The organism is Vibrio sp. CyArs1 (genome assembly GCF_022432925.1).
GTDB lineage: Bacteria > Pseudomonadota > Gammaproteobacteria > Enterobacterales > Vibrionaceae > Vibrio > Vibrio mediterranei.
Map to the genome: position 1 here is coordinate 280,889 of NZ_JAKRBO010000001.1, position 20,750 is coordinate 301,638.

General features: G+C 43.0%; 18 protein-coding genes. 8 read left to right on the forward strand and 10 right to left on the reverse strand.

The window, feature by feature from the left end:
• Window positions 1-332 precede the first annotated feature (332 nt).
• Window positions 333-1,880, forward strand: a complete 1,548-nt coding sequence (locus MMA19_RS01295) for an arylsulfatase (RefSeq protein ID WP_240205303.1) — start codon at window positions 333-335, stop codon at window positions 1,878-1,880.
• Window positions 1,881-2,087: 207 nt separating this feature from the next.
• Window positions 2,088-4,157, forward strand: a complete 2,070-nt coding sequence (helD, locus tag MMA19_RS01300; RefSeq protein WP_240205304.1) for a DNA helicase IV — start codon at window positions 2,088-2,090, stop codon at window positions 4,155-4,157.
• A gap of 53 nt (window positions 4,158-4,210) precedes the next feature.
• Here the strand turns inward: helD and MMA19_RS01305 are convergent, their stop codons facing one another.
• The gene (locus MMA19_RS01305; RefSeq protein ID WP_240205305.1) at window positions 4,211-5,956 is read right to left on the reverse strand and encodes a methyl-accepting chemotaxis protein; all 1,746 of its coding nucleotides are present in this window, start codon (window positions 5,954-5,956) and stop codon (window positions 4,211-4,213) included.
• A 269-nt stretch (window positions 5,957-6,225) separates the two neighbouring features.
• On the opposite strand from MMA19_RS01305, the gene MMA19_RS01310 reads away from it, so the two are divergent.
• On the forward strand, window positions 6,226-6,822 hold the full coding sequence (locus MMA19_RS01310; RefSeq protein ID WP_256200716.1) for a beta-phosphoglucomutase family hydrolase: 597 nt from the start codon (window positions 6,226-6,228) through the stop codon (window positions 6,820-6,822).
• A 65-nt stretch (window positions 6,823-6,887) separates the two neighbouring features.
• Here the strand turns inward: MMA19_RS01310 and MMA19_RS01315 are convergent, their stop codons facing one another.
• Together MMA19_RS01315 and MMA19_RS01320 are read right to left on the reverse strand one after the other, a co-directional pair.
• Window positions 6,888-7,361, reverse strand: coding sequence for an FKBP-type peptidyl-prolyl cis-trans isomerase (locus tag MMA19_RS01315; RefSeq protein ID WP_240205306.1), 474 nt, complete (start codon window positions 7,359-7,361; stop codon window positions 6,888-6,890).
• 15 nt (window positions 7,362-7,376) lie between these two features.
• Window positions 7,377-8,003 carry a thioredoxin domain-containing protein gene (locus tag MMA19_RS01320; protein WP_006074752.1) on the reverse strand — a complete coding sequence of 209 codons (627 nt, stop codon included), beginning with the start codon at window positions 8,001-8,003 and terminating at the stop codon, window positions 7,377-7,379.
• 189 nt (window positions 8,004-8,192) lie between these two features.
• Between MMA19_RS01320 and MMA19_RS01325 the strand changes: the two genes are divergently transcribed.
• Window positions 8,193-8,819, forward strand: coding sequence for an OmpA family protein (locus MMA19_RS01325; protein WP_081836463.1), 627 nt, complete (start codon window positions 8,193-8,195; stop codon window positions 8,817-8,819).
• Window positions 8,820-8,885: 66 nt separating this feature from the next.
• On the opposite strand, the gene MMA19_RS01330 is transcribed toward MMA19_RS01325, so the two are convergent.
• Window positions 8,886-10,634 (reverse strand): formate--tetrahydrofolate ligase, encoded by a 1,749-nt coding sequence (locus tag MMA19_RS01330; protein ID WP_240205307.1) that lies wholly within the window; start codon window positions 10,632-10,634, stop codon window positions 8,886-8,888.
• Window positions 10,635-10,799: 165 nt separating this feature from the next.
• Entirely contained in the window at window positions 10,800-12,104 is a 1,305-nt protein-coding gene (locus MMA19_RS01335; protein WP_124942025.1) for an inosine/guanosine kinase, read from the reverse strand.
• Between the two features lie 213 nt (window positions 12,105-12,317).
• On the opposite strand from MMA19_RS01335, the gene MMA19_RS01340 reads away from it, so the two are divergent.
• On the forward strand, window positions 12,318-13,265 hold the full coding sequence (locus MMA19_RS01340; RefSeq protein ID WP_124942026.1) for a GGDEF domain-containing protein: 948 nt from the start codon (window positions 12,318-12,320) through the stop codon (window positions 13,263-13,265).
• A gap of 52 nt (window positions 13,266-13,317) precedes the next feature.
• On the opposite strand, the gene MMA19_RS01345 is transcribed toward MMA19_RS01340, so the two are convergent.
• The gene (locus MMA19_RS01345) at window positions 13,318-13,794 is read right to left on the reverse strand and encodes a CreA family protein (protein WP_006074376.1); all 477 of its coding nucleotides are present in this window, start codon (window positions 13,792-13,794) and stop codon (window positions 13,318-13,320) included.
• 73 nt (window positions 13,795-13,867) lie between these two features.
• On the opposite strand from MMA19_RS01345, the gene MMA19_RS01350 reads away from it, so the two are divergent.
• Window positions 13,868-14,368 (forward strand): flavodoxin, encoded by a 501-nt coding sequence (locus tag MMA19_RS01350; RefSeq protein ID WP_240205308.1) that lies wholly within the window; start codon window positions 13,868-13,870, stop codon window positions 14,366-14,368.
• Window positions 14,369-14,492: 124 nt separating this feature from the next.
• Complete coding sequence (locus MMA19_RS01355; RefSeq protein WP_240205309.1) at window positions 14,493-15,152, forward strand: HAD-IA family hydrolase; 660 nt, start codon at window positions 14,493-14,495, stop codon at window positions 15,150-15,152.
• On the opposite strand, the gene MMA19_RS01360 is transcribed toward MMA19_RS01355, so the two are convergent.
• From MMA19_RS01360 to MMA19_RS01370, 3 genes are all read right to left on the reverse strand, one after another.
• On the reverse strand, window positions 15,127-15,339 hold the full coding sequence (locus tag MMA19_RS01360) for a hypothetical protein (protein ID WP_006074373.1): 213 nt from the start codon (window positions 15,337-15,339) through the stop codon (window positions 15,127-15,129). The two genes, MMA19_RS01355 and MMA19_RS01360, sit on opposite strands and share 26 nt — an antisense overlap.
• Before the next feature lie 300 nt (window positions 15,340-15,639).
• Window positions 15,640-17,076: a methyl-accepting chemotaxis protein gene (locus tag MMA19_RS01365; RefSeq protein ID WP_240205310.1), complete on the reverse strand. Its 1,437-nt coding sequence runs from the start codon at window positions 17,074-17,076 to the stop codon at window positions 15,640-15,642.
• Window positions 17,077-17,220: 144 nt separating this feature from the next.
• Window positions 17,221-18,459, reverse strand: coding sequence for an aromatic amino acid transport family protein (locus MMA19_RS01370; RefSeq protein ID WP_124942029.1), 1,239 nt, complete (start codon window positions 18,457-18,459; stop codon window positions 17,221-17,223).
• Window positions 18,460-19,036: 577 nt separating this feature from the next.
• On the opposite strand from MMA19_RS01370, the gene MMA19_RS01375 reads away from it, so the two are divergent.
• The gene (locus tag MMA19_RS01375; protein ID WP_198558872.1) at window positions 19,037-19,978 is read left to right on the forward strand and encodes an endonuclease/exonuclease/phosphatase family protein; all 942 of its coding nucleotides are present in this window, start codon (window positions 19,037-19,039) and stop codon (window positions 19,976-19,978) included.
• Between the two features lie 62 nt (window positions 19,979-20,040).
• Here MMA19_RS01375 and MMA19_RS01380 read toward each other — a convergent pair whose 3' ends face one another.
• On the reverse strand, window positions 20,041-20,607 hold the full coding sequence (locus tag MMA19_RS01380; RefSeq protein WP_006074368.1) for a PhnA domain-containing protein: 567 nt from the start codon (window positions 20,605-20,607) through the stop codon (window positions 20,041-20,043).
• Window positions 20,608-20,750: the final 143 nt, after the last annotated feature.

The following is a 20,750-nucleotide window of genomic DNA, read 5'->3' on the forward strand; positions in this document are numbered from 1 at the left end:
TAGACTCCATCGTCTTTTACTCATTGATTTTGCAGTAAACACCCAGTGAGGTGCTTATTTGCCTCGCACTCTATTTGAGGTCAGAGATGGTGTCGTCTTATAAACACTATAAAAAAAAGTTATAACTGGTAAATATTCTTATCTAAATCATAAGGTTGAGTTCCAATGGGGTGGTCACTTACAACTTTAGTGCTATGTGAGATTAATCAAAAAATCTGGCTAATGTTTATTAATCTATTAATAGTGAAAATTGCCTTAGATTTTTGGCGCTTATGAGTGTTTGCGACTATACGTTAATGGGCAGGATGCGACCAACTAACGTAGAGGTTTACATGACAACACACAGAAGGTTTAAGCGGAGCTTAGCAGTTTTGGCTACCGCGTTATTTGGTATATCAGCCAGTGCATATGCAGAAGATAAGCCCAACATCTTGGTGATATGGGGGGATGACATTGGTCAGTCCAATGTTAGTGCTTATACATTTGGTCTTATGGGGTATAAAACGCCTAATATTGATTCCATTGCGAAAGAAGGCATGATGTTCACCGACTACTACGGCGAGCAATCTTGTACGGCAGGACGTTCGACATTTATAACCGGTCAAAGTGTATTGCGCACAGGTTTAAGTAAAGTGGGTCTACCGGGGGCTGACCTTGGGTTACAAGCGGAAGATGCAACCATTGCGGAGCTTCTAAAGCCTCATGGTTATATGACAGGGCAATTTGGTAAAAACCACCTTGGCGACAAAGATGAGTTTTTACCTACCAATCACGGCTTTGACGAGTTCTTTGGTAACCTTTACCACCTAAATGCTGAGGAAGAACCTGAAAATATCGACTATCCGAAAGATCCCGAATTCCGTAAACAATTTGGACCTCGAGGGGTTATCAAATCTTATGCCGACGGCAAAATTGAAGATACTGGCCCTTTAACTCGTAAGCGTATGGAAATCGTGGATGAAGAGACTCTTTCCGCGGCTCTAGACTTTATGGATCGCGCGGTAGCCGCAAAGAAACCTTTCTTCGTATGGTGGAATGCGACACGCATGCACTTCCGTACTCATGTGAAAGATGAAAACCTCGGTAAGTCAGGCATTAGTTTTTATGCTGACGGGATGATTGAGCACGACAACCAAGTAGGCGAACTCCTTAAAAAAGTCGATGAGTTGGGAATCGAAGACAACACAATTGTTTTTTACTCAACGGATAACGGTCCGCACATGAATACGTGGCCAGATGCGGGTCTTACTCCTTTCCGAGGTGAGAAAAACACTAACTGGGAAGGAGCGTATCGTGTCCCTGCGATGGTGAAATGGCCGGGTAAAATCGAAGCGGGCTCGGTCTCCAACAATATTATGCATCACATGGATTGGTTGCCTACGTTGTTAGCAGCGGCTGGTGAGCCTGATGTAAAAGAGAAACTTCTTAAGGGGCACAAAGCCGGTGACAAGACCTTTAAAGTTCACCTTGATGGTTACAACTTCCTTCCTTACTTAACAGGTGAAAGTGAAGAGTCACCGCGTGCGGAGATTTTCTACTTCTCAGACGATGGTGATTTAACCGCACTGCGTTATAACAACTGGAAAGTCGTATTTATGGAGCAGAGGGTAGAGGGGACGTTGCAAATATGGGCAGAACCTTTCGTGACACTCCGCGTGCCAAAAATCTTTAACTTGAGAATGGACCCTTATGAGGTCGCTGATGTTACCTCCAATACTTACTATGACTGGATGTTGGATCGTGTTTACTTGTTAGTTCCGGCTCAAGTCTATGTAGGGAAGTTCTTAGAGACCTTTAAAGAATTCCCGCCAAGGCAAAAAGCAGCAAGCTTTAACTTGGATGAGGTTATGGACAAACTTCAGACCCCGACGAATAAGTAGTTAATCTGTGTCCGGAAAGCGCCCTAAGTATTGGGCGCTTTTTTGTGCATGTTCGTAATGAAAAGCACTCTGTCTGTTAGAGAATAATAGGAAATCGTAATTCGAGTTTGGATTCCTTTTCGCAGATTTTACATAAAGTTATCTGGAAATCATTGGCTGATACAGTAGACTAGTGAGAGATTTGCTGATTAGAACCCTTAGAACAACATGCTGCTAACTGCCTCCCCAACCGCTGAGTTATTTACTCAACACGAATTTCGCTCTCTTGAACTTAATGGCGATAGCCTTGTGCTGCACTCGGTGCGCGCCGAGGTTCGAATTCCGTTTAGTGAATGGTCGGGAAAATTAAGTGTTAAGCGAGGGTTAGTATGGTCATCCGTGTCGGTGTTTGCGCACGAAGAGAATGGCAAACAGGTGTGCTGGGTGGTTCAGGGGGTACCTTGGAGAGAAGCGCAGGACTTTGCCAAACATGCTGTGAGTTGTTATCAGCAATGGCACCATAAACAATGCGGTTTGCTGAATACCTATCTACCGAAATGGGAAGATGAGTTACGACGCTTGCGTTCTCTGCCACAATTTTTGCCTCAATCACAAATGGTGTCATGGGCGGATGAAGTAAACTCCGAGTTTCTTGAAATCAACATGTCACTGTCTGAAGCGATGCGCACAATGCCAAAGCGAATCAACAACCTCATTCCATGGTTGGATGATACAGCGACAGTGCTAGCAGAACGAAACCAAACATGGTTGGAAAATGAGCGTGAGAATTGGCAAGTATTATTCTCGCAATCTGAGTCATCTCCACTTAATTACTCACAACAAATGGCGGTCCTGCATAACAATGATCAAAATTTGATCCTTGCCGGAGCAGGTTCAGGTAAAACGAGTGTGCTGATGGCGCGTGTGTCCTATCTGCTGCAAAGTCATCTCGCACAGGCTGACCAGATACTATTGGTGGCGTTTGGTCGGGACGCTGCTAATGAAATGAAGCAACGTCTTGAGAAAAAGCTGGGGCAAACGGCTGACGCTATTTCGGTGCTGACCTTCCATCAATTAGGACTGAAGATACTCAAAGAAACTGAGAATCAACCACCTCAATTAACGCCATTAGCGACTGAGCAAACACAAAAAACTGCCTGGTGCATTGACTGGCTGAAGAAGCATTGGATGACACCAACCAACTTCAAACGTTGGCAAAAGCACTTATCTAAATGGCCTATTGCCTACTTAAAAGGAGATGAGGAGCTTGGCAGTCAAAGTGAAAACCCTAAGCTCATCGCGTGGCTAGAACAGCAACTAGACCAATTGATTTCTGCTGGATTATCGAAGAAAGCGATTCAAGAAAAGATCATAGACGAAGAAGAGTATGCGCGGCTTAATAGTGAGTTGGCGCTATGTTGGCCTTGTTATCAAGCGTGGCAAAAAATGCTCAAAGAGAATGAGCAAATTGACTTTACCTCGATGATTACTAAAGCGACTAAACATGTTTCTGCTTCGCGCTTCAAATCGAACTGGAAGTTTGTCATGGTCGACGAGTATCAGGATATTTCCCCTGATCGTTTAGAGTTGGTTCAAGCCCTTTGTGAACAAAAGCTTCAAGATGGTACCAATGCAACACTCTATGCTGTGGGCGATGATTGGCAGTCCATCTATCAGTTTACTGGATCTGATGTGGATTTGACGACAGGCTTTGAACAGCGATTCCCTAACGCCTCTATCCACTTGTTAGATACGACTTATCGTTTTAATGACAAGTTGTTGGAAGTGGCGTCTGACTTCATTCAAGCCAATCCGACACAACTGACTAAAGATATTAAGAGCCACAAATCCGCTAAGCAAAAGGCAGTGATTGTGGAGCAGGGCAGCCGTGTAGAGAAAATTCTTGAGGAACTTAATAGCAAGTCCAAACAAGGTAAATCAGTGTTGCTGTTAGGACGTAACCACTATCATAAACCGGAATTGCTTGGTGATTGGTGTAAGCAGTTTGCAAACTTGTCGTTGGAGTTTATGACCTGTCACTCTAGTAAAGGCAAAGAGGCGGATTACGTTATTGTAGTAGGCGCTGATGAGGGACAATTCCCAGCGAAAAGGAAGTTCGTTCACCTAAATAATGCCCTGACCATAGGCACAGATACTTATGAACACGCTGAAGAGCGGCGCTTGTTCTATGTTGCATTAACAAGAGCAAAAAACAAAGTGTGGGTGACGTATCAATCCTCACCATCGATATTTGTACGTGAACTTATGGAGCACGAACAAGTGCTTGTTAAAAAGTAATGGAATACAAAAAGGCCACATTTTGACGTGGCCTTTGTCTTAGTTACCGTTCCCTAAATCTTAAAGATTGAAATGGCACTGTCCATTTTGGTGGTTTGGCTAGACACGTTTTTCACTTCATCTAAGCAGTTACGTGCATTCGACATGTTGTCATTAGAAATTTCATTAAGCTCTGTGATGGATTCGCCTACCTGACCCATTACTATGCCTTGCTCTTCAATCGCCGCGGCAATTTGATCGGAGTTGGTCTGAATTTCAGCCATGTCCTCAGAGATTTGCTGTAGTGCGCTATCAAGCTTCGCAGAGGCAGACAATGTTTCTGCTCCTTGAGCGTTGCATTGCTCTATGTCGGTAACCACCGTTGTCATTTGAGCCTGAATCGCACTGACGAGGTTAGTGATCTCTTCCGTTGATTGATGTGTTCGGCTAGCCAAGGCACGAACTTCGTCTGCGACCACTGCGAATCCACGTCCTTGTTCGCCAGCGCGAGCTGCTTCAATAGCTGCGTTTAGTGCTAATAAATTAGTTTGCTCCGCGATATCTTGGATAATATGAACCGCTCCGCCAATTTTGCCAACATGCTCATTCAAGGAACGGATTTCATTGTTACTTTCCGCTAGTACGGAAGAAAGGGACTCAATATTACCGACAGTGTTTTCAACAAATGCGCGGCTGTTTTGAGAGTTGTCCGCTGCTTTGTTGACAACATCAGCGGCGTTGTGAGTAGTTTGTGCAATTTCGTCAATGGTGGTTACCATTTGCTGAACCGCCGTTGCCATTGAGTTAGTGTGGTCACTTTGACTATGGAATTGATGAATCACATTCTCCAATTCATCTTCCATATTGGTACTGCTGCTTCTAAGCTCTGAAGACTGCTTCTGTGTGTTACCAACTAATGAAGCAAAGTTATCTAGCAATGAATTGACGGCTTTACCAATCGAGGCTATCTCATCGTTGCCTTTAACTGGCACTCTTTTGGTTAGATCATTGTGTTCAGCAATATCCGAGATAGTCGACTGCAAGCGGTTTACATTAAGGTTGATTGCTCTGACTATGTAAGTGATGAGAGCGGCAATGACAACAAGTAATAGAACAGAAATGGTCCATTTTGCGGTCATGATGGTTTGGATTTTGTCATCAAGTACACGGTTTAATTGAGCATTAAAATCCTCAAAATCTGTTTCAATCTTATGAGAATTGCTGCGAGTTAGCCCAAGCAAACCTTGGTCGTAGGCAAAGCCAATGACTTCACGTTGCTTAAGGACATTTTGACCAACAGTATTAAGTGATGGGTTGTTGGTTGGTTTCACGGTCGCAACATTGCCAAACATAACGTCATCGTGGTACTGCAATAATTCATGAGTGATGTCTCGCTCAAGCTCTTGATGGAATACTTCAAGAAATTGATTAGACAGACCCTGTGAAAGGTTTAGACCAAGTACAACGTAACCATTTACCAGTTTTGTGAAGGCTTGTTCGTACGCTGCAAGCTCCGCTGATAGTTGATTTGGAAGAGAGACACCTGCGTTGGCAAGGGTGAGTTGAAGTTCATTCTGTTGATTACGGAAATGTTCAGCGTTGACTCTGAACTTTGCGAGGTACTTTTCGTCTTTACGTAACAAAAAATCTTTTTCATTTCTACGAAGATTCAACAAAGTGACTTCAAGTTGACTCAGTTTAGTGAGAGCATTGGTAAGGTTATCTGTAGTCTTCGCAAAGTAGCTACTAGACATTAACATTGAGGCGATAGCCAATACGGCTATTGACCCTAAAAGTAGAAGTTGGTGCTTGATCTTCATTATCAACCTTTTCATATTCGCGAGAAAGATATTGCCAGCAATTGGATTGGCAATATGAATATGTGTGCTTAAATATTTCTGAGCGTGGAATGTATCAACTTGTTGATTTCTAGTCACTTATAAAAGTTTTTCTAAACTCAAAAATGGAAAGACTACACAAAACTAAGCCGTTTTTTTATTATTTACTATTGTATCGGTAAGCGTACGCCGTTCTTTAGTAATAAATTTGTAATGTTAATGCCCTTAATGAACCACAAGAGGTTAACCAGTTGTTAGATTTAGAGTTGTATGATGGAATTATCTTCGATATGGATGGCACGTTGTTGGATACCATGCCAAACCATGTCTTAGCGTGGGAAATGACGGCAACGAAATTCGATTTTCCATTTGATCGCCATTGGCTGCATTCTCTGGGAGGTATGCCAAGTGTCAAGATCGCGGGTGAGGTGTCAAAGCGTTATGGTATCGAATTGGATCCGAAACAAGTGTCGATATTTAAGATGAATGCTTTTGCACAATTGCCACTAACAGGTAAGCCAATAGCACACACTTATGAAGTGTTTCAGCAATATAAAGGCACCAAACCCATGTCGATAGGTACAGGGAGCCAACGTGACTCTGCTTTGAAGCTATTGACGCACGCTGGAGTTTTGAATGACTTAGACTGTGTAGTGTCGGCAACCGATGTTGAGAGTCACAAACCTAATCCAGAAACGTTCTTGTTAGCGGCTAAGAATATGGGTGTAGACGCTAAGAAGTGTGTAGTTTTTGAAGACACTCAATTGGGCCTTCAAGCTGCGCATGCTGGTGGAATGGACTGTTATTTGGTTACTGAGTCAGGCTTTGAATTTCATCCGGTACAGTGACCTTTTCGATAGAGAACGAAACAAAAAGAGCACTTTATAGGTGCTCTTTTTGTTTATAGTTTTGATTATTGAATTTCAATCAATTCAACATCAAAAATCAGTACTGCCGACGGAGGGATAGGGCCAGTACCTTTCTTGCCATAACCCAATGTACTTGGGATGTACAAGCGATATTTGTCACCTTCAGACATGTGTTGAAGACCCTCTTGCCATCCTTTGATAACTTGGTTCAGCCCGAAGCTAATTGGTGTACCACGGTCAACTGAACTATCAAACACAGTACCGTCGATAAGCGTGCCGTGATAATGCACTTTAACTTTGCTTTTAGGACCTGGTTTTTCAGTATTGCCACTAGTTTCAAGCACTTCATATTGTAAGCCGCTCTCGGTAGTAATAATGCCTTCTTTCTTAGCGTTTTCTAGAAGGAATGCTTGGCCTTGCTGAAAGCTCTCCTCACCAGCTTTGCTGTTGGTCCAAGTTCGATAGATCATGAATGCCGCTAATAGCAGAACAATGAGAGGGATTAAGACTTTAGACACAGTAATTCCTTATTGTTATTTTGTTTTTAGGTAGTTGATGGTTTCAGCGATTTCATTAATGTCTTGGTGACCCGCTAGCATCACCTCGTATTTACCATTAACGATAAACGTTGGAACTGCATTAATTTGCGCTTTAGTCGATACGGTTTCTGCAGTTTGAATGTAATTAAACAGCTCTTTTTGCTGCGCTTCGCTCAGGTTGTATGGGCTAACCATTCCACGAGATTCAAAGATTCGATCCAATTCAACTTTCTTTGCGCTGCCATCCATATCTGGGTTTTGAACGAGTGCAAATAGCTCGTCTTTCATGTCAGCAGGAACGACGTTGTTTTCTGATTGCATGACGGCAGAGTAGAACAACATACCAGCGATTTGTGCGCTTTCATTAAACATCACATGGACTTTACCAAGTTTACTGTCAGTCAATGACTCTAACTCAGGGAGCATTGGTTCAAGGTTACGACAGTGACCACAGCCTAGAGAGAATACTTCGGTAACTTGAGGTAAGCGCAGTGTGCTCAGGTTGGCATCAAGTGTGCGATATTGCTTGCCCTCAACGGGTGTTGTATCAGAGTCACTACAAGCCGAAACAACAAGAGCCAAGGCCATCACGGATAAAGTTTTAGTAAGAGTTTTAAACATGTTTGAGCTTCTATATGAAAATAACTCACAGAGTTTAACGTTTATTTAAGTCTGCTTACAAGCAATTCAGCTCGTCAAATCGTTACAAAGAGAAACCTAAATTCCGTCAGTTTTTTTATGTTTCGCTATAAAGTTTCTGTATTAATCGCCGATAGTTAACAGCGTATAAAGGAATAATTGGAGAGTGACATGTTTACGTTGAAACAAGCAGGGATGGTATTGGCTGCCTCCTTACTAGCGGGATGTAGTGCCGTGTCATCGACAACAAGTAAACTATTTCCAGACATGCTGCAAACGGCTCCGAAGTCAGAGTTTGATGTGATGCATCCAGAATGGGCGGATGCGCCAAAAATCGCCTCAACCAGCGTTCAAGGACCTTATGGGCAAATGCGCACCGAGTCTTGGAATGTTCTTGAGCGCTACTTGGTCAACAATGGTCTCGACTATGAGTTAGTTCCTGGTGACTATGTCATGATCCGTTTAAAGCAAAAAATCCACTTTAATACTGGCTCTGCACATGTAGCTAGCACCTCTGCACAGTGGCTGCAACAACTGGCGAGCTTTTTATCTGGACAGCAAGGGATTGATGTTGTAATCGGCGGACATACAGATAATACCGGAACTGTGGCAATCAACGATAAGCTATCTGACAAACGTGCTGAGTCCGTTCGCCAAACCTTGATCAGTCAACGAGTGCCTAGGCAGATGATCTATACGCGTGGTTATGGCGAAAATGTTCCAGAGTGCACGAACCAAACACAATATGGGAAGGCTTGTAATAGGCGAGTCGAATTGACCTTGATAGTAGCGCAGTAGATAGTTAATAGATTAAAAAAGCGACGTTGTAACGTCGCTTTTTTATAGCTAAATCAGATAAATAGATTAACTTAGTCCAATGATGTTGCCTTCGTCATCAAGATCAAGAGACATAAAGGCTGGTTTGTCTGGTAAGCCTGGCATCGTCATTACATTGCCGCAAAGTGCATAGATAAAACCAGCACCAGCACACAAACGCAGTTCACGTATTACAACATCAAAGTCTTTTGGTGCGCCCTTGATACTGCCATCGGTGGTGATAGACAGAGGGGTCTTAGCAAGACATACGGCGAGGTGATTGAAGCCATGTTTTTCATATAGTTCAAGCTGCTTTTGCGCTTGATAAGACAGAGTGACTCGAGCGGCACCGTAACCACCTTCACATACGGCCATTAGTTTAGATTCAATGGATTGATCGAGTGTGTAAAGTGGTTTGAAGTTCGCTTCGTTCTCACAGGCCGCTATAACCTGCTGTGCGAGTTCTTTAGTGCCTTCGCCACCTTTTGCGAATCCTTCACTAATTGCTACTCGGCAATCTTGTTCAAGCGCTTCAATCCAAGATTTTAGAAGGTTAAGTTCCTCGTCACTATCTTGAGGGAAGCGGTTAATAGCGACGACCGCTGGTACACCATATTTAGCTACGTTGTTGATATGCCATTTCAAGTTCTCGAACCCAGCTTTCAGGGCGTTCGAGTCGTTACCGTAGATAGAGTCTGGAATAGGCGTACCTGGTTTGAGGTCATAGAGTCCAGAGTTCGCTTTTAAGCCACGAAGTGTCGCCACGATCACAGCACAGTCAGGTTTTTTATCTGTTGCAGAGGCTTTGATATTACACGCTTTTTCAAAACCCATATCAGAACCAAAACCACCTTCAGTGATCGTATAGCGACTCAACTTTGTCGCAATGCTATCGGCGATAATGGATGAGTTACCATGAGCGATATTGGCAAAAGGACCCGCATGGATAAGTGTTGGAACCCCTTCAAGAGTCTGCATTAAGGTTGGTTCAATGGCTTCTTTCATACTAACAGCCATAGCACCTGCAACCTGAAGATCCTCGGTGGTAATTGGCTCACCATCTAAAGAGTAAGCCACGACAATGCGGCCGATACGTGAACGCAGATCTTTTAAGTCTTTCGATAGTGCTAAAATCGCCATCAGCTCTGAGGCTGCGGAGATATCAAATCCGTCTTCACGCTCATAACCATTAATGGTTTTGTTCACCTCGTTTTGGCCAACTGTCACCATGCGAAGTGCTCGGTCATTGTGGTCAACTACGCGTTTCCAGACGACATTCTTGATATCAATTTTTAATGCTTTAAGCCCAGTACGAGATTCGAACGCTTCATAACCTTGGCGTTGTTCGTGGTAAATACGAGCGTCAATTGCGGCAGCAGCAAGGTTGTGAGCGGCGGTAACCGCGTGAATATCGCCCGTCAGGTGAAGGTTCAATTCTTCCATCGGTGCAACTTGAGAGTAGCCACCACCTGCAGCGCCACCTTTCACACCGAAAATTGGACCCATTGACGGCTGACGAATACACGCCATGACCGATTGACCAAGCTTTTTCAGACCTTGTGATAAACCAATTGTTGTCACGGTTTTGCCTTCACCTAGTGGTGTAGGAGTGATGGCAGTGACGACAACAAGCTTGCCATCAATATTGTCTTTGAGTCGGTTTACCGCGTTTAAGGATACTTTTGCCTTGTGAAAACCTTGAGGATGAAACTCAGAGTCGAGTAGTCCAGATTGCTTAGCAATCTCAGAAATAGGGGAAAGAGACGTCGTACGACAGATATCAATATCAGATAGCATTAACGGTCCTTAAAAGCCACAAAATTATTGAGGAAAACGTTTGCGTCAGGATAATACTGGTTAAAAATCCTTTGTAAAGTTAAATATTCAGCAATCTGTTCTATTTTTAATTACTCTTTATTTAGTTGATTGTTTTGAAAACAAAAAGAGGCCGAAGCCTCTTTTTTATCGATCCCAGTATGCTTCTTCCAAGCTGTCTTCTCGCTCTGGTAAAGAGCGGGTGAGTCGTGGCGAGTGCTGTGTTAGGACTTCGTAACTCACTCGGTTCGCATACTTACAAATTTGTGAAAGAGAAGAGTAGGTTAAGCAAGGTGCAACATGTTTATCTGACTCTGGAACATTCTGGCAATGAAAGTCATTGGCTGTCATGTCGTGAAGTAGAGCCGAAAGAGCACCATCACCTGCGCCGTTGGTGTTCTTAATCTCCAGTGGGCCACCTAAATATGGGCCAATATGAGAGTAGACTTTCTGCGGGTCAGCACAATCCGCTTTACGCATTGCTCGGCTAAATTCAAATTTGTTGAACTCATCGATTTCGCCTTCAAGAATATCGTGCGTCGTTTCACGGAGCGCAACATTGTCGCAATAACCGGCCATATATAGGCCGTCAGGGCCAGCTGTACACAATACCAAATCTACCCAGTCTAACGCTTTGTCGGCGGCAAGTAGTGGGTCGGAGAATCCAGTGAGTGCTTCACCTTCTTCTTCATTCATAGCAACGATAGTGACATTGTCTTTAATGTAATCCTGCCAGAACTTTTCGTTGCCTTCGATAACCCACTTAGTTCCTAACGTTAACACCACGGGTACCGATTTAGATTTTGCGATCTCGATTGCACGTGCAACCGCTTTAGGCATCGGATCTTCTGGCTTACCACGCATTAGATAAGAAGAAACAACCAAAGCTGAAGCCTTGTTAAACACAGACTCTGGAATACTCTCTGGCTTAAGTTGGTTCATTTCACCTTCGTTGATCGCAAATGTTCGTTCACCATCGTCGGTGATTAGCGTGTAGCAACGGCCAATTGGACCATCAACAGTTTGTAAATGGTTCAGGTTCATGCGTGAAGACGTTCGGCATAGATAACGGTAACCGTACGAACCTACTTCAATGTTCTTTGACATAACGCCCAGTAAAACAGATTTGCTATCTGCCAAAACTGAATAGTTGTGTAGCGTGTTACCAATAGTGTCACCTGGGAATTGGTGAGTAATTAGTCCTTCAGCAACCAGTTCTTCATAAAGCGCGTCTGCTTTACTTTCTTCAAGTACCAGAGAGTGACCTTTACTTAGGTCGTATTTAGCAAGAAAAGCATCGTCAACTCGTGCTTCGATATCAACGATCGTTTGACCAACACCAATAATAGTCGGTCGGAATAGCTTTGGAGCTGACTGAGCTTGGCTAACAGACAGATCTTTCTTGCTAGTTGGGAAATAGTGTTTTGACTTACGTTGTCCAGGGAATCTCATAGTAAACGCTGATGGAACGAAATTTGGCGGCATGATATCACAATGACTTCAATAATGTTTCATAAAATTGCAGCGTTTGTGTGATTTTGACCATATGCAGAAAGGGGTGAAATCCAATCTTTAATCAGACTGTTAACCAATGCATAACCATAGTCTTGACATGGTTTATCAGCCGACTAACCTAAGACTAGTTATAATGACACGGATTGCATATTGAATATTTCAAGCCTAAGCCCAGAGAAAATTCAAGAAGTGCTTGATCGCATGGATTGTTATTTCTTTATTAAAGACAAAAACGGATGTTACACCTACGTCAATGAAGCGGTATGTCAATTGTTTGCTCGTGCTAGAGAAGAGATTATCGGTGCTGATGACAATCAGTTTTTCTCGATAGAGCAGGCAAGTGACCTTATCAAAAATGATGTGTCGGTTCTGAATGGAAAAACGGTTTCAAACGTTGAAGTGAACACGTTGAAATCGGGTGAGGTTAAGCACTACCAAAATATGAAGTCACCCATTTTCAACAGCCATAATGAGGTGGTCGGCATATTTGGGTTAGCGATTGATATTTCAAAGACCGTGGCGCGCCACAATGAACTTGAGTTCCTCGCTATTCGGGATGTACTAACCGGCTTGTACAATCGTCGATTTCTTGAACTCCAATTAAAGCATGAGATCGCATCGTTTAAACGACATGGCCATGACATGTCCTGTTTAATGTTGGATGTGGATGGATTTAAATCCATTAACGACCGATTTGGGCATAGTATTGGAGATTACGTTCTCCAGTCGATAGGGAAGACCCTGTTAGGGACGGTGCGAGAAGAGGATTTTTGTTTTCGGTTTGGTGGAGATGAGTTCACTATTTTACTTCCAAAAACCTCGCTGCCGGATGCTTATAGATTGGCTGAAAGAGTACGTGAATCGGTAGCAAGTAAAACCCTCTATTCGAGCACTGGTCATCCGTTCAAGATCAAGATAAGTCTTGGGGTCGCATCTCTGCAAAAAGGATTGGAAGATCAACTGTTGGCATTGGCAGATAAAGCCTTAATGGAAGTAAAGCTCAACGCTAAAGGGAAGAATACCAGTTACGTGTTTTGTGACCATTTAGATTCCGTCACAAGCTGTAATGGTTGTATACAAGCGGGTCAATGTAAATAATGACTATTGGCGGAAGCGGGTACTTCTAATTATTAAAGTACCCGCTTATGTTTTATTGGGCTACTTCAGTGGCCGGCTCAACATAGGCAGCAGTATTCCATAGTGGAACAGTTGAGAGACTGTGCTTAAAGCTACCTGACGTTTCTTTGGTAGAGTATGAAAGATACATAAGCGTTTGGTTATCTTTGTCATAGATGCGACGTACTTTCATGCTCTTAAAGAAAATACTCTTAGATTTCTTGAAGACCACTTCACCTGACTTCGACTTATCGATTTGCGCGATCATTTCTGGTGTTATCTCACCAGTTTGTCGACATGAGATAGAGCTATCACTTGGATCAGATAGGCTTAAGTCAGCTTCAATGCTGGCAATATGGCAAGTAACACCGGTAACAATAGGATCGGTTAGAGTATTGAGTTTGATATCTTTTAATGTGAACATACCCAGCGATACATCACCTACCTCTTTATCACCACAACCGTATAAGGCTAGTGTCAGAGCAGGGACCAGCAAGAGCTTTTTAAACATAGAGAGCATTCCTTTTTATTAACGCTTTTGTATACCATAACCAAGGTTACTCGAAAAATCGAACAGGATTATTATGAAAGATGTCGCAGAACGACTTTATACCAACAAAAATCAATGGCTAGCGAGCCAGATAGACGTTGATTTCCCAACACCTGAAAGCGTACAGGGAAGGGAACTGTATCAGGAGTCGTTGTCGAGCAACAACTTAGAGTCGCTTAAGGTGGACTCTGAAAGCGATTTGAACATCGAGTGGCACAAGGTTGATTTTCATAGATTAACAGTCATGTTTGCTCTATTGCAGGCGAAAAGGTGGGCGGTTGAACACCATCAGAATGCGATAGTGGAATTTTTCGCACAAATTATTTTGGACCAGTCGCATGACCTATATCTGGGCTTTGAGGGTGGCGAAGCTTGTGCCTCGGTGTTAGTGAGTAAAGAAGACACCGTTGTTCTTTTCTCGGACTTAGTTACCTGTCATAGCGCACAGGATTTAAGCCCGGAGCCCATTATAGCGTCTCTAATACAAACCTTAGATATTGCAAAAGAATCTGACCTTTGGATTGAAAAACGGTGATCTGCTTGGAAGTTTCGATCATCAAGTAAAACAATATATAAAAACTCACGCCTAGCCCCACATATTGATCAGGGAAGTATATTAATATTTTACGAAAAATAAGTGTTGTAAGGCTTGGTGTTTGATGTCAAAAGTAAAATGTGTGTTGTTTGATTGTGATGGAACACTGGTCGATAGTGAAAGATTGTGTTGTGAGGCGATAGTTGCCACGTTTGAGCAGGTAGGGGTAACGCTAAGTATAGAAGCGGTATCGGATAACTTTTCGGGCGGCAAGATAGCGGACGTTCTATCTTCCGCTCAATCGTTGGCACAAAGTCATGTTTCGCTGGATTTACTAGAACCTATTTATCGTAATGAAACTCAACGCTTGTTTGAGCAGAAGCTTAGACCTATAGAAGGAGCATTGGAGCTGCTTTCTCACTTGGATCAACAAGGTATTGAATATTGTGTTGTTACCAACAGTCCACTTTCTAAAGCCCAAAAGATGCTCTCTATTGTTGGCTTGAGTGATAAATTCAGAGGTAAAGTGATTTCTGCTTTTGATGCAAACAGTTGGAAGCCTGAACCCGATTTGCTTCAATACTCAGTAACCATGATGGGTTTTCTACCGGATGAGTGCGTTTATATTGACGACACATCGAAAGGCGTCAAAATGGGCATAGCAGCGGGTATTAGAACTGTACACTTTGCCACCAGTTGTGACTACGAACAGAAAAATGCAACCTGTTTGACATCAATGAAACAGGTCATTGAACACATTAATGAACAGAACAGTTTAGCGTAAAAGGTTTGATTGACGTGGCATTGAACTTTTGTTGGTAGCTACGAGTTGTTTGCTTCGTCAATTCTGTGGTGTAGTAGCCACATTCCGCACACAAGAACGTTTCGTTATCTTCAGACAACAGGCCTTCATCAGCTCCGCACTCGGGACATAGTCCTGTATATGGTTCTTGTGATTTGCTATGTGACATATCTCTCCTAACTACTCGAAGTTACCTTGACCCTCCTAATAGTAATACGAGCTCAAATATCTAGTGTGGAAAACTGTTCGATTTCACGCGCTAATGCGACTTATGTCACTAACAGTCATTATTGGTCGCTATTTGTACAGATGAGATATTGGTTCAACGAATGAATATGCGTGTTGATGTGTAATTTAATATGCATCTAGGTTTGTATTTGGTGTTTCTTTGTATATTGAAAATAAGCCAACAAAAAAGCCAGCTATGCTGGCTTTCTAATTTGAAATACTGTTTTATGAGCAGAGCACGTTAAGTGCGGTAACGAGTCAGTACTTCTCCCAGTGTAATCGTCGCTTTAGTAAGGTTTGATACGCCCACCTCGCTTTGTTCCGCTACTTCGCGAATGGTACCGGACTGAACTCGAATATCACTGAGCTCTGCCGCAATTTCAGCAGCTACCGCGCTTTGTTCCGCCGCTGATGTAGAAATTTGAGTACTCATGTCCATTACTGCGCGAGATGAGTCGGCGATAGAATTGACGTCATGTCCAATCTCCGAAATCAGTGCGCTACTGGATTCGGCTTGTTCTACCGTTTGTTGAGTAATGGCGGCAATATTTTGGCTTTCAGATTGAAGCTTTTCAATCATAGCTTGAATCTCGACCGTGGCTGTCTGAGTACGACCAGCTAACGTGCGAACCTCATCTGCGACGACTGCGAAACCTCGGCCTTGTTCACCCGCTCTTGCAGCTTCAATAGCTGCGTTTAACGCTAATAGGTTAGTCTGTTCAGAGATTGCATTGATGGTGGTAATTACTTCATTAATTTGGGTCGTATTATCCGTCAAAGCCGCTACAGAATGTGAAGCTTCTTCGATAAACGCAGACAATTGATTGATATCACCAATAGCTTGTTGAACGCGTTGATAGCTGAGCTCAACTTGCTTGGTATCTTCTTCTGCTTGTTCATTTGACTGACGAGAAATGTTCGACACTTCTTGAGCGGAAGCCGTCATCTGTTCCATAGCGGTAGCAACTGAGTCAAGTGACGCATATTGATTGTTGATTTGGTTGTTACTTTTCGCCATTTCCTCTTGAAAAGAAGAGGCTGTTTCTTCCAGGCTGGTTGCAGATGACTTAACGGTGGTGACTAGCTCAGTTAAAGTGTCCATAGCGCGGTCCAATGCCACACCTATGGTTCCAAACTCATCGCGGCCAGCGACAAAATTAAGACGAGAGGTTAGGTCGCCGTCGGCAATTTTCTGAGTGGTGGAGTAAAGAGTAAATAGTGCACCACCGAGGAAAGTGGCCAACCAATAGCTAAAGATAGAAAAAGGCAGTAGCCAGAGATAAGTGAGAGCAAGAGAGGTAAGTGCTTGAGACTTGGCGTTGTCTATTTGTATAGAAGCTGAAGTGGTTAGGCTGTAATTTTTGCCATCCAACCCGCGAGCTGTTGCTGTTACCTGACCGTTATTGATCGAAGATGCTTGGCTTGTGGATTCTATAACGTTGAAGTTTTTCAAAATGCTTGAGTTACCCGTTGCTGAACTTACTTCTAAATAACTAGATAGCTTGGCTTCAGCACTAACGATTGCTTGTTGCTCTGCATTTGAGACGCTGTCTTGATAACGACTGACCGCAGAAAAGGTAAGTGCGGCGAAAAATAGGGCAAATAGTACCCACATCTTGTCATTAATCGACATCTTGATGAACAAGGCGTCGATCTTTCTAAATTTCACTTCTCTCATGATAACTCCGGGAGTGATATTGTTATTTGAATAGACTGATAAAATTAAAGGCCCTCATTGAGGACCTTCAATCTTGGTATGATATCGACATTTTATGAAATACATTTAGCGGCATTCATTTTAAATGTGATAACGATCACTTAACTAGCCAAGTGTAGGGAGGATCTTAAATGTTACAAGTAACTGAGAACCCACAATAATTACACCAACCAACATCGAGGAATAAAGTGCAATGTGCCCTCCAGCGACTTGGTAGCCCGTTTCACTTGTAAACTGTTTACGTGTTTTCGCCACCATGATGGTTGGTAGGAAGATAGCCAGTACAGCAAGTGCGATCGCTGCATAACCTAGTGCCATGATGAAACCTTGTGGATAGAACAAAGCAAAACATAGCGGTGGAAGGAATGTCACTAGCGCAGCAATTGCGCGTTGAGAGAATGACAGGCCTTCTGTTTGCTTGGTGCCATTTTGTTTTGAAGTGAACTTGCTGCCCAAATCTCTTAAGTATTCAAAAAGACCTAAGCTCACACCCAAGAATGATGTTACTAGGGCTAGATCAGCGAATACACCGATAATAGTAGCGAGCTTCTCGACATGGACTGCTTCCGCCAATAAGCCAATTAGGTTAGACAAACCAGAGTTTTCAATCAGTGTACTTTGTTGTACCACGCCTAAGGTAACAATTTGCCAGAAAATATAAATAACAAGGGGTAAGCTAGAGCCAATAACAATTGCTTTTTTCAGCGCTTTTGTGTCGCCTTCGAGGTAGTTCACTATCGCAGGAATGCTGCCGTGGAAACCAAAAGAAGTAAAAATGACTGGGATAGAAGCGACAATGAGACCTTGCTGAACAGGCATACTCATCAGGTAGCCTTGGGTGACATTGGGAGCTAGTAGAAATAGAACACTGCCCATTGCGATCAGTTTCAGCGTAAAGAGTACTCGATTGAGTTTATCTACCGCATGAGTACCAATGGTAACTGTTAACGCGACTAAAACGGTAAAAAGAAGAGTGGCCACGGTTCCTGGCAAACGAATACCAAAAAGCATATCTAAACGGTCAGCGAACTGGCCACCGCCACCCGCGATATAGGCCGCACAAAGTGCATAGAACAAAAATAGCATGGCGAAACTCGCGATGTATTTACCTTTTTTCCCAAGTACTTGTTTAGCTAGTGTGTGTAATGTCGCGGAATGATCGGCGTACTGGTGAAGTTCTACCATCAACAGAGCGGTATAAGCCATTAAGGCCCATAAGGCGAACATGAGTACTAAAGAAGTACCAAAACCAATACCAGCAGAGGCTATTGGAAGGGCGAGCATACCAGCACCAATGGTTGTACCGGCAATAATAAGTGTGCTTCCGAGAACTTTTGATTTCATTGTACAGTCTACTTTACAGCTTGTAGGTTACTTTGCATTATCGTTTTAACGAACACTCAAATTTGAGTCATTAATGCTGAATTTTCGAAGAGTATGCAGTGTAATAATCCAAATAACAAGTATAATGTAAACATAAATTTATCTAGTGTAAAACTATGTTTACAGCAAGTGTTGGGGTAGGAGATTTATTGGCTCCGCAATCGTTTAACAATGAGTTGTATCAAAATAAATGTCGATTTCTCTTGGGTTTCTTACTTTTGTCATATACGTTAGATAAAACTCTATGACGAGTGTTCAAGCGATTTGTAGTTAGCGGTCTGGTGTTTAGGGCTATGAATACAAAGGCGCTTGTTCTAAAACAGGATGACATTATGGAAACACAAACAAACGAAGAAGCACTCGAATGGCTTGATGCTATGGAGATCGGCTTCGAATTACCTGACTGCGAAGAATTGTCGCAAACGGAAGACTAATCAACATTACTACATGCAAACCAGCTCGTACCAATTAACTGTGTGAGCACATAGACTTAAAGCCGCTACACTGAATATATGAATTCGGTTGGAGATGAGATGGTTTGCAACGATTACTACTACTCTGCATTATTCTATTCCCCATACTTTCGGGGTGTTATCTCTACTATTTTGACCTGAACTGGCAGCTGGAAAATCTGGCCGCATTTATTGTCTTCATTCCCGCGTGTTATCTTATCTTCACGATTGTTCTGATTATTATTAAACAGACGTCAGCAGCAATGATGGCTGCGGTGTTGTCGGTTATCTCATTGGTTCTATTCGGAACGACGCCACAGTTTATTACTTCTGATGGTTGTGATGAGAATTACGTCAGTGTGATGCAATACAACACCTATTATGACAATCAACAGCTTGGGAACTTTATTGATTTTGTTCGTGAGCGACGTCCAGATATTTTGGTATTACAAGAAGTGTCCCCGCAACATGGGGAACAGCTTAAACTGTTGAAAGACCTTTATCCTTATCAATATGGTGGTCAGAGGCGAGTCGGTTATCCAAGTGGTCAAATGATACTTAGCCGCGCACCGTTGTATGGTATGAATACCACCACCTCGATATCGGGGCACAACATTATTCAAGTGGTTTGGCGAGCATCCAACGAACGAGATTTGTTTTTGATAGCTGCCCATCCGCCATCACCGCGATCGGAACTACTCTGGCGTGAAAGAAATGAGGTGATTGAAGATGTTGTTGATATGGCGCAAGCGTCGCCGTTAGATGTGACTATTGTGGTCGGGGACTTTAATTTGGCGAGTACGACAAAGCGATTCAATAAAATACTACCAAGCTTTGATAAGCAACCCGTTGCCAGTTGGCCTAAATTCATTAAACGTTGGTCGATACCTTTTGTGCCTGTAGTGGCAATAGATCATTTTTGGATTCGGCGTGTTGGTGGCTCGCAAAATACTATTTGCTTTCGAGAGAGTTTAAAACAGATTCAAGGGTCGGACCATGTTCCGGTCGAAACACGTTTTAAGTTATAGGGGAGCAACAAAAAAGCGACCCTAAGGTCGCTCTTCTTCCGTTCATTATAAATTGAACATCTTTATTTCTTGCGGCAGTATTCTGCAATCACATACATAGCTTGGCCGTTTGCTTTGCCTTGAACGTGTTTAGGGTCGTCTGCGTTAACGCTAATGCCACGAATTACAGTACCTTGTTTGATAACTTGAGAAGAACCTTTGATTGGCAGGTCTTTAATGACCGTTACGTCGTCACCTTTTTTAAGTTCTACGCCGTTTACATCACGTGGCTTTTCAATGTTTTCATCTAGGCCAAGTTCTGCCCATTTGGCTACTTCTTCTTCTAGATACATCATATCAACAAGATCTTGAGCCCAGCCTTCAGCAGAAAGACGTTTAAGTTGACGCCAAGCCATAACTTGAACAGGAGCAACTTGACTCCACATGCTGTCGTTTAGGCAGCGCCAGTGGTTAACATCCATTGTTTCTGGGTTTTCAATTTGGCCTGTGCAAGTGTCACAAAGCATAATCGCGTGATCAACCGTGATTTGGGTATGTGGAGCCACCGCGAAAGGCTTAAGTGCTGTTTCAGCACCACATAGTTCACATTTGTTTTCGCAGCGTTCAAGCATAGTTGCTTCAATAGACATACTTATACCTTTTATTTGGTGAGACGGGCCTAAGCCTCCGTCCGAATAGTTATGTGGTACTTACTTTGAGTATCACCGGTTTGATAACCGCGCATTATACATGGTTTTAGCCAAAAGTGTGATCGGGAGCGACTAAAACCGCA